The organism is Chryseobacterium sp. (genome assembly GCF_045629545.1).
GTDB lineage: Bacteria > Bacteroidota > Bacteroidia > Flavobacteriales > Weeksellaceae > Chryseobacterium.
The window spans coordinates 140,760-156,364 of sequence record NZ_JAZQRK010000052.1 but is presented as its reverse complement, the minus strand read 5'-3'; the positions used below and the strand labels follow the sequence as shown (position 1 = coordinate 156,364).

Genomic DNA, 15,605 nt, shown 5'->3' with positions numbered 1-15,605 from the left:
TTGTGATCGTAGTTTTTTTAATCAATAAATATAGATAAAAAACCTATTCATATTCACATAAATTATAATACTGTCAATTAAGATTTCCAGTTATTGGATTTCCCGTTGTTGGATAATACCATAATATATCATGTATGTTTTTAGGCTAAGTATCTATATTATACACTTTTTATGCTATTCACCAATATAACACTCTCATAACCTTTGTTTTTAAAGGGATTGATGTAAAGTTAAGTAAGCTCGGAAAACACTTCATTAATTATTATCATATTATTAATTGAAGTCATAATAATTTAACTTTCAATCGCTTCTATGTGGAATTTGGGACATTAATTAAAAGAAAAGCAAGTTGCTTTGATTTTGTTGAAATAAGAAACTGCTGAATTGACAGAAAGTGTTTCTTTATTACTTCTTTTACTTTTAGTAGTTAAAAGATAATCTTTAAAATCTTCAAAAATGGATTCATTGAGGTCTACAAACTTTAAAGTACCTTTTGTAAAAGCTTCTAAATAATGTAACGCTGAAATCCAATTATCATAATTTGATGCTTTACGCTTATCTGCTAACTTTTTAAAATAATCTACAAAATTTTGATTCCCTAGCTCTCTGAGTCTAAGTTTTTCTTTTTCAAATTCAGTATAGATTTCAGGTTTACTTACTTCATTTTGAAATTTAAGTTTTATACTTTCAGCTACCTTTAAAATATCTTTATTGTGCCTTTTTTGAGTTTCTGATAAACCTTTAAAATCCTTATAATAATTTTTAAGTTCAGTAAGCTTTTTATATTGTGCGGTAAAAGAATTATTAAGCTCACCCTTATATTTAATTTTTTTTGTAAGTTCTTCTATTCTATTTCTAATATCCTTTTAATCTAAATAAAGACTTTCCCTACCATTAGAAATTGGTTTGCTTCTTATTGTAATTTTAACTGTCATTTGTGATTTTTTTGGTGTTAATTTTAAGATTCAAATATATTATCTAACTCTGTTCTTTTAATTCTTATCAATCGTTGCCCTAGATTAGTTGCTTTAATTAGTCCTTCATCAATATATCTATAAACTGAACGATTTGAACAATTTAAAAGTTGAGCAACTTCTTTTACAGTCAAGAAAGATTTAGATTCTAATTCCTGTATAAGTTGTATTTTCTTATCCGCAATTTTATTTAAAGCTTTATTTATTTTCTCTTCGCGCTTTAGAATCTTATAATACCTTTGGTTACATTTATGACTACAATAGCGAGTAACTAAAGTTTTAGCTATAAAATTAGATTTACAATACTCGCATTGCTTCTCTATTCTAATATTTGTATTCATTTACAAATGGATTTTAAATGCTATTACGATACATTAAGAGAAAACAAATGTAATTAAGTGTAATTAGTTGCCAATATTTAGCGAAATTACAAATCAGTTTTTACACTTTTTATATCGAGGTACAACAAAGGTACAAATAGATTATAGATATAACAAAAAATCACAAAACAACAATAAATTACTAAACACATAAAAAGCCCTAGAAACTAGAGCTTTTTAGAGTTTTGACGTATCTGTTACTTCCCGATACAAAACTTAGAAAAAATATTTCCTAACACTTCGTCGTTGGTTACTTCACCTGATATCTCGCCCAGATGTTCTAGGGCATTTCTTAGTTCGTAAGCTAGCAATTCTGTGGATATTTGGTGCGTGATGGCTTCTTTCACTTTATCTACCGCTTCTAGCGATTTTCTTAATGCTTCAAAATGCCTTTGGTTGGTAATTACCACATTATTTTCTTGAGACTGCAATTGCTCTACATAAGAAGAAAGCTCGTTGGTAAGCTCGTGGATATTCTGATTTTCCACTGCCGAAATTTTTATAAAATCGAACTCATGACTAATTTCTTTTCTAAAAACATCTTCTACCAATTCGTACTGAGCAGACGAAACTTCATCAATTTTGGTAGCACAAATAATCAATTTAAGATCCTCACGAAGTAAAGGTTTTAGGATATCCAAATCTTCAGAAAAATCCTTTGTAGAAGCGTCTGCTAGGTAAACCAATACATTGGCATTTTCTACCTTTTCTTTCGCTTTCTTTACTCCTATAGCTTCTATTTCGTCAGCAGTTTCGCGCAAACCAGCGGTGTCTATTAGCCTGAAGGCATGTCCTTTTATATGTAATATTTCCTCTATAGTATCTCTTGTTGTACCTGCTATATTACTTACAATAGCGCGTTCTTCTTTTAGCAAAGCATTGAGAAGCGTAGATTTTCCGGCGTTCGGTCTTCCAATAATGGCTACTGCAGTTCCGTTTTTTATGGCATTTCCGTATTGGAAACTTTCAATCAGAGAGCTTAGTTTAGACTCTATTTTATTCAATAAAGCATTTAGGGCGCTTCTATCTGCAAATTCTACATCTTCCTCCGCAAAATCTAGTTCCAATTCTATCAACGAAACAAAATTAAGCAAGTCGGTTCTCAAGAAAGAGATTTCATTGGTAATCCCTCCTTTTAGTTGGCTCAGCGCTACTTTTCTAGAAGCTTCATTTTCAGAAGCAATTAGGTCTGCAATAGATTCTGCTTGCGAAAGATCTATTCTACCATTCATGAAAGCAAGCATAGTAAACTCTCCTGCTTTAGCCATTCTACAGCCGTTTTTTATCAAAACTTCCAAGATTTTTTTGGCGATATAAGGCGAACCATGAAAAGAAATCTCAACAGAATTTTCTGCCGTAAAGGTCTTTGGCGCTCGGAAAACCGTTACCATTACCTCATCTATCATTTCTCCTTCATCCTTTATAAAGCCATAATGCACCGTGTGAGAATCTACCTTTTCCAAATTTTTTCCCGAAAAAACTTTAGAAGAAATAGAAAATGCTTGGTCTCCCGAAATTCTTATAATCCCGATGGCTCCAATTCCGTTGGCGGTTGCAAGTGCGCAAATAGTGTCCTGATTCATTTTGCAAAGGTAAGATTTTAATCTATTTTTCTTGAAGCCTGGAACCTGCTTTTTCTCCAATTCCTCGTTCAGGCGCTCCACTTCGTTCCGCGCCCTCCCTGTGGGATTTCCGTGGCAATCAGGGCTAGGTATGAACCACTTTATGACTATGGTAAATTAATATTCAAAATTTGTGACTTCCTTACGCTCAATAAGATATTGGTCTACAGCATTCAATGAACTTTTATCTATTACAATATCTAATGTTACAATCAATTGATGATTGGAATATTTAACTTGCTTTATTTTCACATTTCTACAATATTTTTTAATATCCATAATAATCTCTTTTCTGATCAATAAATCCTTAGAATCCATATGGATTTCTAACACTTTTGCTACATTAGTCGCTACGTATCTACTAAATATAGGACCGATAGCGATAATCGCCAAACAAGCTAAAAGTACCACTGCAGCCATTATATATTGCCCGAAACCTATAGACATGCCAATAGCAGCCGAAATCCAAATTATACTTGCTGTAGTGAGTCCGTTGACGTTCGCGCCTTCTTTAAAAATAACGCCAGCGCCCAAAAATCCGATACCCGAGACTACATAAGATGCAATTCTAGTGGCATCTTCAGAATTACCAGCGCCCAATTTATAAGAAAGTATGGTAAATAAAGTACTTCCCAAACAGATAATGGCAATGGTCTTGAAACCAGCAGATTTATCCTTCCATTCTCTCTCCATCCCAAGAACAAAACCAGCAATTAGAGAAAAAACAATTTTAATGAGATCTTCCCACTCCCAAGCGATATTAATATTGTCAAAATTCATAATAATGTTTAATCGTTTGGCTAATGTAAGAATTAAAAAAAAGCTAAGAAAATACAATCCTTAGTAAATCATTAAAAAAGGGCTGCTTAATCATGGATAAAAGAAAGAAATAAATTATACATGCTATTTTTTGGTACATATGCTATTTTTGCCCGCGAAAATATCTAAAAGATTTAGCTTAAAATATATGTGACTCAAAGTAAACGTAAAATTTGCATCAAATTATAAGCGCTTTTGAAATTCTTATCTTCATTGAATTCCTTAGCCTCTTTCATGGTTAAAAACAGGAGTTAATTATTTTTTTATAAACCAAACATTCTTTGAAAAAAAAAAAATAAAGCCACAATATGAAAACTAAACTCGCGATCCTCTTGATAACACTCTTTCTCTTTTCTTGTTAGAAAAAATAGGCAACAATCGAAACTCTTAATGCCAAAAGGGAAAATATAGATAGTTGCTCAATTTTTTCTAACAAAAGCATCACTTTCGCCAGTGCCACCAGCATCAATAGTACCTACGGAGATGGTAAAAATAATGTTTTAGATCTCACAACCATTTTATTTAGATAATGCATTGGATTCATTTGATAACAAAAAAATCACCTCATTATCGAGGTGATTTTTTAACAAAATAATGAATTGTTGTGGAACAAATATATGTTGTTGCTTTTTGGTAGGACAAATATAACATCATATTCATTAAAATCAATAGCGTATTTACACGAATATAAATTCCGTTAAAGTACGGTGTCTAAAGAAAAAAAAATATTGCTAATTACAATTTCGTTAATATCTGTACCATACTCTATTCTACTAAATATTATAAAGGGGAAACCAAGTTTAAGAACCAATCTTTGATTTCACCTTCCAAATAGGGTGAAATTTTTTCTTTACAAATTGCATGATAGTCATTCAACCAATTGATTTCTTCTGGAGAAAGAATTTCTTTCACAATAGTTTCTTTAAAGAACGGACAAATCGTTAAAGTTTCAAACTCGTAGAATGTACCATTACTCGTAGTTACAGCCTCTTTTACCGCGATAAGATTCTCATGACGAATTCCGTATTCTCCTTCTACATAATAACCCGGCTCATTAGAGCAAACCATCCCTACTAATAGATCTTGAGGATTCATATCTTTTCTAATATTTTGTGGCCCTTCATGTACATTCATAAAGCTTCCTACACCGTGCCCAGTTCCGTGGTTATAATCCTTTCCGTGGCTCCAAAGTGGCAATCTAGCAATGGCATCTAGCTGTACTCCTTTTGTACCCTTAGGAAATTTCACCATGGATAATCTTATCATCCCTTGTAAAACCAAAGTAGAATTAAGCTTAAACTCCTCTGTAACAGCTCCTAAAGGTAATGTTCTTGTGATATCTGTAGTTCCTTCAAGGTATTGTCCGCCAGAATCTACTAAGATGCTTGCATCATTAGTCACCTCATTGCTTCCTGCTGGTTTTGCAGAATAGTGTATCACTGCGCCGTTATCTTTGTACCCAATAATACTTCCAAAACTTTCTCCCACAAAGTTTTCTCCGGCTGCACGAAACTCTTTTAATTTTACACCAATAGAATATTCGTTCATCGGTTCTTTACCTGCATTTTGTGTTAGCCAATACAGAAATTTTACCATTGCCACGCCATCTCTCACCATCACCTTTCTGAATCCTTCTAGCTCGGTATCATTTTTCTGAGCTTTCATTAAGTTTCCTGGTACAGCGGCTTTCAAAAACTCATTGTTTTCTTTTAAGGATTCGAATATAGATTGGTTGCTATTCGGAGAAACCAATATTTTTTGGTTCTTTATCGTTCTCAAATGATTAAAAAATTCCTCGTAAGGCATCATCTTCACAAAAGACTCGTCCAACTGTTTTCTTGCATCAGCGTCCAATTTTTCCAAATTGGTGAAAAGTAGCACTTCATTTTTAGTAATTATAATATAACCCAAAAATACAGGATTACTTTGGACGTCACTACCTCTAAGATTCAATGTCCAGGCCACATCATCCAAACTAGAAATAATGTGAAAAGTAGCTTCCATGACCTCCATTTTATCACGAATTGCCGCTATTTTATCATTTACAGATTGTCCAGCCCTTTCTATAGGATGTACAAAGATGGGGTTTTTGGATGGCGTTCCTCTATCTGTCCACACTTGGTCTAAAAGTGGAGCATCGATAAGATGAATTTTTTTACTATTTAATTTTTCGGAAAGCTGTTCCCAATTGGCATGAGAAGTAGCCAGGGCATTTACAGCTACTGTACCATTTTCCTGAATTTCAGAGATAATCCAATCTATATAATTAGGAGTTCCTTCTACACCCTCTTTATAGAGATCAATCCCAGAGCCTGCTAATTCTACGGGAGCTTGTGTAAAATATCTACCATCGGTCCAAAGTCCCGCTTTATCTTGAGTAATTACCACAAAACCAGCCGACCCTAAAAAACCAGATAACCAAGCTCTTTCTTGCCATTGTTCTGTAAGATACTCACTCATATGTGGGTCTGCAGAATATATTATAAATGCATCAACCTTATTTTTCTGCATCTCTATGCGAAGTGCAGCAACTTTTTCTTTTGAAGTCATTATTTCAAATTTTAAAACCGAAAGTTACAAAAAATACCTACTCGAATAGGTAGCTTTTAAATTTAAAAATGGATGAAAGTAGAATATATGTAATGCTCTATATAAAACCTAAGGTTTACTTTGGACACAAAATTGCTTCTACAAAATTATGCAAACACAGAATTACAAAAACCACCGTAAGTTTTACGCACCTCATCATTTTGTCTATCTCCCACTTCTTATTTTGTTAGGAATATTTGGAATTTATAACTATTTTTCAGATGAAAAACATCAACTCTTTTGGGCGCTTTTTTCCCTTGTAATATTTCTACTATTTTTCTTAGCCATAATGGTAAGACAGCATTACGCATTGGGACTTCAGGACAGAATGGTGATGCTAGAATTTAGACAACGCTATTTCGAGCTATTTCAGAAGAGATCTGATGAAGTTGTCAATAAGCTCAATTTTGGGCAAATATCTGCATTGCGTTTTGCCTATGATGATGAATTTAAAGTTTTGCTAGAGAAGGCTCTGCACGAAAATATTTCTGGAGATGCTTTGAAGAAACAGATAAAAAATTGGAAATCTGATCACGCTAGAGTATAATCATAGGAACACGCCTAAGGTTGAATATTTAAATGAATTACAAGCGGACAAATTAGATGAGTGATAAGAAATGTATGATTTTTTAATTTCTTTATTTATTGTAAATTTGTCTCATACATAAAAAATATAATTAATATGTCAAAAGCAATTTCGCAAGTACCATTTGCAGTAAATGAGCCTGTAAATTCTTACGAACCAGGATCTCCTGAAGTGAATTCCCTTATAGCGACTTACAAAAGAATGTGGGCGCAAAAGATAGAAATACCCATGATTATCAATGGAAAAGAAGTAAAAACTGGTGACACAGTACAACTTCAATCTCCTCAAGATCATGCACACGATTTTGGTTTCTACCACAGAGGTACGATGCAACATGTAGATGATGCGATAAATACAGCTTTGGCTGCTAAAAAACAATGGAACGAGCTTGGTTGGGAACACCGTGCGGCAATTTTCTTAAAGGCAGCAGATTTATTAGCTGGTCCTTACAGAGATGTCATCAATGCAGCAACAATGATTGGTCAGTCTAAAAACGTACACCAGGCCGAAATAGATGCAGCTTGCGAATTTATTGATTTCTTACGTTTCAATGTTGAGTTCATGACGGAAATGTATGCTGAGCAACCTGTATCGGATGCTGGCATATGGAACCGTGTAGAATACAGACCTTTAGAAGGATTCTGTTTTGCAGTAACACCTTTCAACTTTACGGCAATCTCTGGAAACCTTCCTGCTTGTATGGCTTTGATGGGGAACGTAGTTGTTTGGAAACCATCGGATAAGCAAATTTATTCTGCAAAAGTAATCATGGATGTACTTACAGAAGCTGGATTGCCTGCAGGAGTAATCAACATGATCTTTACAGATGGTAAAGAAACTGCTGAAAAAGTAATGGCTCACAAAGATTTTGCAGGTCTTCACTTCACAGGTTCAACAAAAGTTTTCCAAGGAATGTGGAAAATGATCGGAGAAAACATCCACAACTACAGAACGTACCCAAGAATTGTTGGGGAAACTGGTGGTAAAGACTTTGTAATTGCTCACCCTTCTGCTAATGTAGAAGCTGTAGCAACTGCTTTGGTAAGAGGTTCTTTCGAATATCAAGGGCAAAAATGTTCTGCAGCTTCTAGAGCTTACATTCCTCAATCTCTTTGGGAAGGAGTGAAAAAAGTAATGGAAACGCAGATCAATTCTATAAAAGTAGGTTCTCCAGAAGATCCTGCAAACTATGTAAATGCTGTAATTGACAAAAATTCTTTCGAAAAGTGTAAAGGATATATTGATAGAGCAAAGGCATCTAGCGAAGCAAAAGTATTATTTGGTGGCAAATGTGACGACTCTAAAGGTTGGTTCGTTTACCCTACCGTGATCGAAACTACAAATTCGCAGTACGAAAGTATGGTAGAAGAAATTTTCGGACCAATCTTATCTGTTTTCGTATATGAAGACAAAGATTGGAAAGAAACATTGGCATTGGTAGATTCTTCATCTCCTTATTCTCTTACAGGATCTGTATTCGCACAAGATCGTTATGCCATCAATGAAGCTTTCAAAGCATTAGAAAATGCTTCTGGTAACTTTTACATCAATGATAAACCTACAGGTGCCGTAGTGGGACAACAGCCTTTCGGTGGTGGTAGAGCATCAGGAACTAATGATAAAGCAGGTTCAAAAATGAACTTGATGAGATGGACTTCTGTAAGAAGTATCAAAGAAACATTTGTTTCTCCAAAAGATTATAAATACCCATTTTTAGGATAATTTTTTATTTTAAAATAATACAATTTTAAACCTCGGAATCTGCTTTCGAGGTTTTTATATTAATGAATGTAGATCTACTAGAATTTTCAACTAGAATTAAAGAATATGTTGTAACTTTATTTCTTGTAACAAAAAGGGTTACTCTATTATTTCCATTACTAATTATGAAAAAAACAGCAATATTATCATTCTTATTCCTTGCGATAGTAACTTTTGGACAAGGCATCAAGTTTGAAGAGGCAAAATTTGCTTCTTTATTAGCAAAGGCTAAAAAAGAAAATAAACTAATCTTTATAGATGCCTATGCCGTCTGGTGCGGCCCTTGTAAACTGATGGTGAAAAATATTTTCCCCAAACAAGAAGTTGGTGAGTATTACAATGCCCATTTTATTAATACCAAAATAGACATGGAAAAAGGGGAAGGGATAGATTTGGCAAAAAAATACAATGTAAAAGTGTTCCCTACCTACTTATTTATCAATGGTGATGGTGAGGAAGTACATAGAACTATTGGCTATGTAGAAGAAAAAGAATTTGTACAATTTGCAAAGGATGCGGAAGATCCTAATAAGAGATTGGCAAGTCTGAAATCTAAATTTGATGAAGGAGAAAAAGATCCAGAGTTTCTAAAGAACCTAGCTGATCTTACGAGATACACGGATGCTAATTATACATCTTTAGTTTTAGATCGTTATTTTGCCACCAATACTATCAATAACGTAGACGATGTAAAATTGTTAATCGATGGGCTTCAAAATTCTGATAGCCCCTTATACAAAATTTTCTTAGATAAAAAGACGGATATTATTAAATATTTACCCGAAGAAAAATATGATATCATCAACAAAAATCTGCAATTGTCTTCCGCACTGATAAAGTCGTATAATGCAGATACAAAAACTTGGAATGATGCATACTATTTTGAGGCTACCAAAGACCTCCTTACTAAAGACGACGCTACAAAAGTACTCAATCAATCTAAAGCGAACAGAGCTTTGAAGATGAAAGACTATTCGAATTATGAAAAACTTACCTTAGAAAATTATAAAGATTTTTCACAGGCAAATTACCAAGAATTGAATTCTATCGCTTGGAATTTTTACGAGAATATAAAAACTAAATCTTCATTAGAAAAAGCACTTCTATGGGCACAGGATTCGGTAAAGAAAAATGAAAATTCTGCCAATACCGATACATTAGCTAATCTCTATAACAAAACAGGCGACAAGAAAAATGCAAAAATATGGGCTGAGAAGGCTATAGAATTGGCAAAAAAAACAGGTGAAGACTATTCTGAAACCGAAAAATTATTAAATAGTTTATAATTAATTCAAACATCAAAATATTATTATGAAAAAAGCAATTGTCATTACTGTTATCGGTACATTATTTCTTGCAAGCTGTGCACAAAATAAAGAAAAGAGAGATGAATTTAAGGAAGAACATAATAAAGACTATATGGTGAATAGTATGGGAGATTCTGCGGTTGCCAACTCGGAGAATTCCTCTACTACTCAAAATCCTACAATCAATGCCTCAACTATTGATACCACGCAGACGCCAACCAACTATGAGAGCACCAAGCCTAATACAGAGGTTGGTGGCCATAGATAAAAGTATAAAAACCCGCTAGAATTTTATATTTCTAGCGGGTTTTTTATTATTAAAATGAATTTTTTTTTTAGTATTGGAATAATACACTTCCCCAAGTGAAACCACTTCCGAAAGCTGAAAGAAGAACCAAATCTCCTCTTTTTATTTTACCACCTTCTATCGCTTCACTCAATGCAATAGGAATAGATGCAGCAGTAGTATTCCCATATCTTTGGATATTATTGAATACTTTTTCATCGGGTAAACCAAATTTTTGTTGTACAAATTGTGCAATTCTAAGGTTAGCTTGATGAGGAATAAACATATCTAGATCTTCTATAGTTTTTCCCGCTTTATCTAACGCTTCTTGCATAGTCTCAGGGAATCTTGTAACCGCATTCTTGAACACGAAGTTGCCATTCATTTTTGGGTAAACTTCTTCATCTGTAACTTGGTCTGGTTCCGTTCTCATTCTATCGCTCCATCCATATTTAGATCCAGGGAATTTGGTACATAACTCGTCTGCATATTTACCCTCAGAGTGCATATTTACAGCCAAAATATCTCCTGCATTTTCGTCTTCAGTGGCAGACAGAATTACCGCTCCTGCTCCATCTCCGAAAATTACAGAAACACCTCTTCCTTTGTCTGAAAAATCCAATCCGAAAGAATGAACTTCAGATCCTACAACCAAAATATTTTTATAAATGCGCGATTTGATGAAGGCATTGGCAACACTCATCGCATAGACAAAACCAGAACATTGGTTTCTGATATCTAGCGCCCCAATAGTATCGCAACCTAACATATCTTGTAATATTACACCACAACCTGGGAAGTAATAATCTGGGGATAAAGTAGCAAAAATAATATAATCAATATCTTTTGCTTCTAGACCTGCATGTTGTAATGCTTTTTCTGATGCTTTATAACCTAGAAATGCTGTAGTTTCCTGAGCATCGTTCCTATTTATTCTGTGTCTTCTTTCCTTTATACCTGTTCTCTCCGTGATCCACTCATCATTGGTTGTCATTAGTTTTGCCAGATCATCATTACTTACCACATGATCGGGAACATGAAAACCAATACCTTTTATCGTACTTTTAATCATAAAGTTTAAAATTTGGGCAAAGATAAAACTTATTTAAGACAAAGTTTTTCAAAAATTACTATTTTTACTCATGCCAATTAATACAATATATAAAGACAGCAAATGCGAATGGATTGATCTTGAAGCACCAACGCCTGAAGACATGACATTTTTGCATGATCGGTATGAGATCAACAACTTGCTTTTGGAAGATACGCTAGACCCAAATCATCTACCCAAATTTGAGGAAGAAGGTAATGTAAAGTTTTTTTTACTTCGAGAAAGTACCGAGTTGGAAAGAAAAAACCTAAATTCTATCAGTGATATCAGCACAAAAATTGGCATTTTCCTTTTAGACAAAACTATTATTACCGTTCATAGGATGAAAGCCAAAAGTGTAATAGATACCAAAAAGCAACTCTCTGAACTCAAAAACGACGTTACTGCAGAAAAAATAGCTTTGATGATTACGCTTTTAATAATGAAGAGTTTTGATGATGAAGCTATTAGCTTATTCGAAACAATGGATAATATTGAAAACGAAATTTTTCTGAAAAACACTAATCACACCAACCAAATCAGGAGGTTGTACAAACTCAAAAGAAAATCTGGTCTTAATTCTAGAGTTCTTACCATCTCTTCGGACGCTATTGATAAATTCAAATTGTTGGGTTTGGAGGATTCTGAGGTGATAGATCTTAAGGATAAACAAAAAGATGTAGTAGCCGATTTCGATCATCTAAACACTCAGATTACCAACCTTATCTCTATGTTTTTAGCACTATCCGACCAAAAGGCAAATCAAGTAATGAAGGTTTTGGCAATCTATTCAGTTTACTTTTTACCCATCACTTTTATCGCAGGTTTGTACGGGATGAATTTCGATAATATGCCAGAGCTTAGGCATAAATATGGATATTACATCACAGTTGGAGTAATGGCGGTGATAGTAATTTGCACTTTTATCTATGCGAGAAGGAAACAGTGGTAGATATTTTTTAATTTAAACTTAATAAAAACAGCCCCTAAAAATAATTTAGGGGCCATAACTAAAAACACAAATAAAGAAAAATTCTTTCTATTATAAGCCTTGTATAATAGAAACTAACATTTTAGTTAAGATGAGTAGAAATATACCAAAAAATACAAATCGGGACTCGAAATATAATCTTAACCGTCACTAATATATAAATAATTTTTGTAACTAGACAAGATGTGATTAAATTTTTACCTAAATTATTTAACTATGCAATACGAATTTAATAGCCGAAGCATAATAAATACAGTTTTATAGCTATTTGCCTATCCTTCATTTTAGATAAAATATTTTTATTAATTTTTTTGCAATTTGCTGCATAGTTATTTTTTTATCATATTTCTAGTCCAAAAATTGTAATAAACAGTATTATAAAAAAAATCATCCAATTCTATATACGAACTTATTAATAGTTTTTATATCATTCAAAGTATAAGAATATCATTACACTTAATAGGCAAAATTTGAAAATTATTTGGACTATTTACCCTAGAAACCACATTTTTTGCAACAGAGTTCACTCCCATGACTTAGAACAATTCTTTTTTAAAATTTTTGCTACTTGTATATGTAATTAATTGTTATTTTTTATGGATATATCGCGAAAGTTTAATGCCTAAGTCAGTCCAAATTATCTTTGCATTTCCATTTCTGGTAAGGTGAAGATCTGCCTCAGTAATTTCTTCCAATATAGAGACTATATTAGCACCACTTATGAATCTAGAAAAGCTTTCCCAATTGAAATTACTAGCATCAATCTTTTTATAGACCAAATTTTCAGATTGATAATTTTGCATCAGTGCAAGTCTAAATATTTCAACACAATAGTTCAGGAAATTTTTCTGTTTTTCGCGATTCCAACTGGCTATTTCTCTTGCCCAAAGAACTATATTTTTTAGAAATTCGGGTTTTTTTTTCACTTGAAATGCATCCCGAACCCATTGAACAAAAAGCTTCTCGAATTCGGGATTCTTAATCTCTGCATTTAATAATTTTAATGCATCATTTAGGTTCCCCTGTGCTTCTTTACAAACTGATTGTGCTTTGGCTTCAGACGCTTCATATTTTTCGGTAAGATGCTTTACCAAACTTTCGTCATCAATTCTTGGGACTTCTATAATTTGTGTCCTGGATAATATTGTAGGCAATATATCATCTAGTGTATCAGCGGTAAGTAGGATTATAGTTTTCTGTGGAGGTTCTTCCAAAAATTTCAAAAACTTATTAGCAGCTGCTGTGTTCATCTTATCAGCACGCCAAATGACTATTATTTTGGTGCCTCCTTCAAAACTTTTCAATGAAAACTTTTGGTTTTGATCATCTACTTCATCCGCAGAGATAAATAATTGTTTGTTTTCCGAATGTAAGTAGGTAGCCCAATCCTCAAAGCTTGCATAAGGTGACGCTAGAATCATCTCTCGGAATTCGTCGAATTTTATTTTGCTTAAAGAGTAGTTTCCTTCTTTGAAAACTGGAAAACTAAAATGAAGATCGAGATGATTGAGATGTTCCACTTTGGAAGCGGCTTGTTCATTTTCGCGTTTCAATATTTCTTGAGCATATGCCAATACTAATGGCATAGTACCGTACCCTTCTTTCCCTACGAAAAGCTGAGCGTGGCTCACCCTATTATGAGTAATGCTGTCTATTAATAATTTTTTGAGATTGTCTTGTCCCGCGATATTTTCCCAATTCATGTTTCAAAGATAAAGAATTTTGATAAAGTTGAAATTACAGATTCATTAAATTATAGATTAATATCGAAGAATAGATTGGAAAAAAAAACGAAATTCCTGTTAAAAGCAGACCAAATCTTCAATGAAAATCATACTTAACAAACTTTAACCTCGGTAAATTTTTACAATTCATTAATATTTAAGATATTTGCGCATTATTTTAAAAATCTAGAATGAAAAAAATATTAGTACTATCATTCATTTCTGTAGGATATTTCCTTAATGCGCAGAGTTTGAGTAATTCACCTTATGCAACTTACGGAATCGGAGATGTAAAATATGATAATACGATTGAAACCACCTCTATGGGAGGGATTTCTACCGCATATATTAGTGATTTTAGTAGCAACTTTAATTTCGCAAACCCTGCTAATAACAGTAATTTCGAATTGACGAGTATAAAGCTAGAAGCCACTAATGAAAACAATTATTTCAAGACAGATTATAACAACAGTAAGTCTACCAAGCATTCTACCTATTTGTCTAATATCACATTGGCATTTCCTATTTCTTCCAAAATAAAGATGGGACTTTTGTACCAACCTTATAGTTCTAAAAGCTATGATATTGTGCACAGAGAGTTACAAAAAAATGGAGACACTTATTTTAATCGTTTCAAGGGAGATGGCACATTGAACACGGCACAAGTTGCTCTATCTTATAAAGTAAGCAATGAATTTGCAGTGGGTGTACGTGCCAATTTATATTTCGGAAATTTGTATGATATTAATGAATTTACTACTTCATCATCAGAGCTCATTAATGGATTCGAGACGAAAAATAAAATTAAAAATTTAAACTTTACATTAGGTACAAGTTACCAAAATGTGAATACTAGTACAGATCGCAAGTTTACTTTAGGAGCAACTGCTACCTTCGGAAATACTAGTGAGATGACAACCAACTACACTAATAGTACCTACTACCTATTAGCAGGTACTGGTGATGTAAAAAATAATCAAACAATTATTGATACAAAAAATAAAAATTCTAAAAACTTATTGCCACTACAAGCTTCAGTAGGAGCTGGATATGGTAGCGAAAACCATTGGTTTCTTTCGGCGCAAGTTGACTATAAAAAAGGAGAAACGGTAACCTATTTCGGAAACCCATTTGAATTTCAAGATTCTTACAGAATTTCTGCAGGGGGTTGGTATTTGCCCAATTATAATAATTTCAGAAGTTATTTCTCGAGGGTGGTCTACCGTTATGGTGCTTTTTATGAAAAAGGAAATTTACAAATTGCGGGAACAAATATCAACAAAATGGGAGTTTCTGTTGGAGTAATGTTACCATTCAAGAGTAGTAATATTACAAGAATGAGCGGGCTAGAATTGGGTCTTGAAGTTGGGAAAAGAGGAACTACTAAAAATAACCTAATCAATCAGAATTTTGTAAACTTAAGAGTTGGTTTCAATTTTGCTGACAAATGGTTTAGAAAATCTCTTTATAACTAGG

13 protein-coding genes are annotated in these 15,605 nt (G+C 33.3%); 6 read left to right on the top strand and 7 right to left on the bottom strand.

Annotated features, from left to right (window positions below; genetic code table 11):
• Positions 1-329 precede the first annotated feature (329 nt).
• The 5 genes from ACKI42_RS13000 to ACKI42_RS12980 all read right to left on the bottom strand — a co-directional run bounded on the left by ACKI42_RS13000 (position 330) and on the right by ACKI42_RS12980 (position 6,345).
• Positions 330-644: a phage integrase SAM-like domain-containing protein gene (locus ACKI42_RS13000; RefSeq protein WP_407406029.1), complete on the bottom strand. Its 315-nt coding sequence runs from the start codon at positions 642-644 to the stop codon at positions 330-332.
• 314 nt (positions 645-958) lie between these two features.
• A complete protein-coding gene (locus ACKI42_RS12995) occupies positions 959-1,315 on the bottom strand; it encodes a helix-turn-helix domain-containing protein (protein WP_407406010.1) in 357 nt (118 codons plus the stop codon).
• A gap of 236 nt (positions 1,316-1,551) precedes the next feature.
• Positions 1,552-2,937, bottom strand: a complete 1,386-nt coding sequence (gene mnmE / locus ACKI42_RS12990) for a tRNA uridine-5-carboxymethylaminomethyl(34) synthesis GTPase MnmE (protein ID WP_407406009.1) — start codon at positions 2,935-2,937, stop codon at positions 1,552-1,554.
• 156 nt (positions 2,938-3,093) lie between these two features.
• Positions 3,094-3,756 carry an MgtC/SapB family protein gene (locus ACKI42_RS12985; RefSeq protein WP_407406008.1) on the bottom strand — a complete coding sequence of 221 codons (663 nt, stop codon included), beginning with the start codon at positions 3,754-3,756 and terminating at the stop codon, positions 3,094-3,096.
• A gap of 819 nt (positions 3,757-4,575) precedes the next feature.
• The gene (locus ACKI42_RS12980; RefSeq protein WP_407406007.1) at positions 4,576-6,345 is read right to left on the bottom strand and encodes an aminopeptidase P family protein; all 1,770 of its coding nucleotides are present in this window, start codon (positions 6,343-6,345) and stop codon (positions 4,576-4,578) included.
• Between the two features lie 148 nt (positions 6,346-6,493).
• Here ACKI42_RS12980 and ACKI42_RS12975 point away from each other — a divergent pair, with 148 nt between their 5' ends.
• The 4 genes from ACKI42_RS12975 (at position 6,494) to ACKI42_RS12960 (ending at position 10,306) form a co-directional block, all read left to right on the top strand.
• Positions 6,494-6,931, top strand: a complete 438-nt coding sequence (locus ACKI42_RS12975) for a DUF6526 family protein (protein ID WP_407406006.1) — start codon at positions 6,494-6,496, stop codon at positions 6,929-6,931.
• A 135-nt stretch (positions 6,932-7,066) separates the two neighbouring features.
• Entirely contained in the window at positions 7,067-8,692 is a 1,626-nt protein-coding gene (pruA, locus tag ACKI42_RS12970) for an L-glutamate gamma-semialdehyde dehydrogenase (protein ID WP_407406005.1), read from the top strand.
• Between the two features lie 164 nt (positions 8,693-8,856).
• Positions 8,857-10,017: a thioredoxin fold domain-containing protein gene (locus ACKI42_RS12965; RefSeq protein ID WP_407406004.1), complete on the top strand. Its 1,161-nt coding sequence runs from the start codon at positions 8,857-8,859 to the stop codon at positions 10,015-10,017.
• Between the two features lie 25 nt (positions 10,018-10,042).
• On the top strand, positions 10,043-10,306 hold the full coding sequence (locus tag ACKI42_RS12960) for a hypothetical protein (RefSeq protein WP_407406003.1): 264 nt from the start codon (positions 10,043-10,045) through the stop codon (positions 10,304-10,306).
• 67 nt (positions 10,307-10,373) lie between these two features.
• On the opposite strand, the gene ACKI42_RS12955 is transcribed toward ACKI42_RS12960, so the two are convergent.
• Positions 10,374-11,396 carry a 3-oxoacyl-ACP synthase III family protein gene (locus tag ACKI42_RS12955; RefSeq protein WP_407406002.1) on the bottom strand — a complete coding sequence of 341 codons (1,023 nt, stop codon included), beginning with the start codon at positions 11,394-11,396 and terminating at the stop codon, positions 10,374-10,376.
• A 70-nt stretch (positions 11,397-11,466) separates the two neighbouring features.
• Here ACKI42_RS12955 and ACKI42_RS12950 point away from each other — a divergent pair, with 70 nt between their 5' ends.
• Complete coding sequence (locus tag ACKI42_RS12950) at positions 11,467-12,366, top strand: CorA family divalent cation transporter (protein ID WP_407406001.1); 900 nt, start codon at positions 11,467-11,469, stop codon at positions 12,364-12,366.
• Positions 12,367-12,992: 626 nt separating this feature from the next.
• Here ACKI42_RS12950 and ACKI42_RS12945 read toward each other — a convergent pair.
• Positions 12,993-14,108, bottom strand: a complete 1,116-nt coding sequence (locus tag ACKI42_RS12945; protein ID WP_407406000.1) for an ATP-binding protein — start codon at positions 14,106-14,108, stop codon at positions 12,993-12,995.
• Positions 14,109-14,320: 212 nt separating this feature from the next.
• On the opposite strand from ACKI42_RS12945, the gene ACKI42_RS12940 reads away from it, so the two are divergent.
• Positions 14,321-15,604 carry a hypothetical protein gene (locus ACKI42_RS12940; protein ID WP_407405999.1) on the top strand — a complete coding sequence of 428 codons (1,284 nt, stop codon included), beginning with the start codon at positions 14,321-14,323 and terminating at the stop codon, positions 15,602-15,604.
• Position 15,605 lies beyond the last annotated feature (1 nt).

Bases quoted from the DNA above. Each gene is read 5' to 3' on its own strand.
- ACKI42_RS12995 (WP_407406010.1), bottom strand. From the start codon at position 1,315: ATGAATACAAATATTAGAATAGAGAAGCAATGCGAGTATTGTAAATCT.
- mnmE (WP_407406009.1), bottom strand. From the start codon at position 2,937: ATGAATCAGGACACTATTTGCGCACTTGCAACCGCCAACGGAATTGGA.
- ACKI42_RS12985 (WP_407406008.1), bottom strand. From the start codon at position 3,756: ATGAATTTTGACAATATTAATATCGCTTGGGAGTGGGAAGATCTCATT.
- ACKI42_RS12980 (WP_407406007.1), bottom strand. From the start codon at position 6,345: ATGACTTCAAAAGAAAAAGTTGCTGCACTTCGCATAGAGATGCAGAAA.
- ACKI42_RS12975 (WP_407406006.1), top strand. From the start codon at position 6,494: ATGCAAACACAGAATTACAAAAACCACCGTAAGTTTTACGCACCTCAT.
- pruA (WP_407406005.1), top strand. From the start codon at position 7,067: ATGTCAAAAGCAATTTCGCAAGTACCATTTGCAGTAAATGAGCCTGTA.
- ACKI42_RS12965 (WP_407406004.1), top strand. From the start codon at position 8,857: ATGAAAAAAACAGCAATATTATCATTCTTATTCCTTGCGATAGTAACT.
- ACKI42_RS12960 (WP_407406003.1), top strand. From the start codon at position 10,043: ATGAAAAAAGCAATTGTCATTACTGTTATCGGTACATTATTTCTTGCA.
- ACKI42_RS12955 (WP_407406002.1), bottom strand. From the start codon at position 11,396: ATGATTAAAAGTACGATAAAAGGTATTGGTTTTCATGTTCCCGATCAT.
- ACKI42_RS12950 (WP_407406001.1), top strand. From the start codon at position 11,467: ATGCCAATTAATACAATATATAAAGACAGCAAATGCGAATGGATTGAT.
- ACKI42_RS12945 (WP_407406000.1), bottom strand. From the start codon at position 14,108: ATGAATTGGGAAAATATCGCGGGACAAGACAATCTCAAAAAATTATTA.
- ACKI42_RS12940 (WP_407405999.1), top strand. From the start codon at position 14,321: ATGAAAAAAATATTAGTACTATCATTCATTTCTGTAGGATATTTCCTT.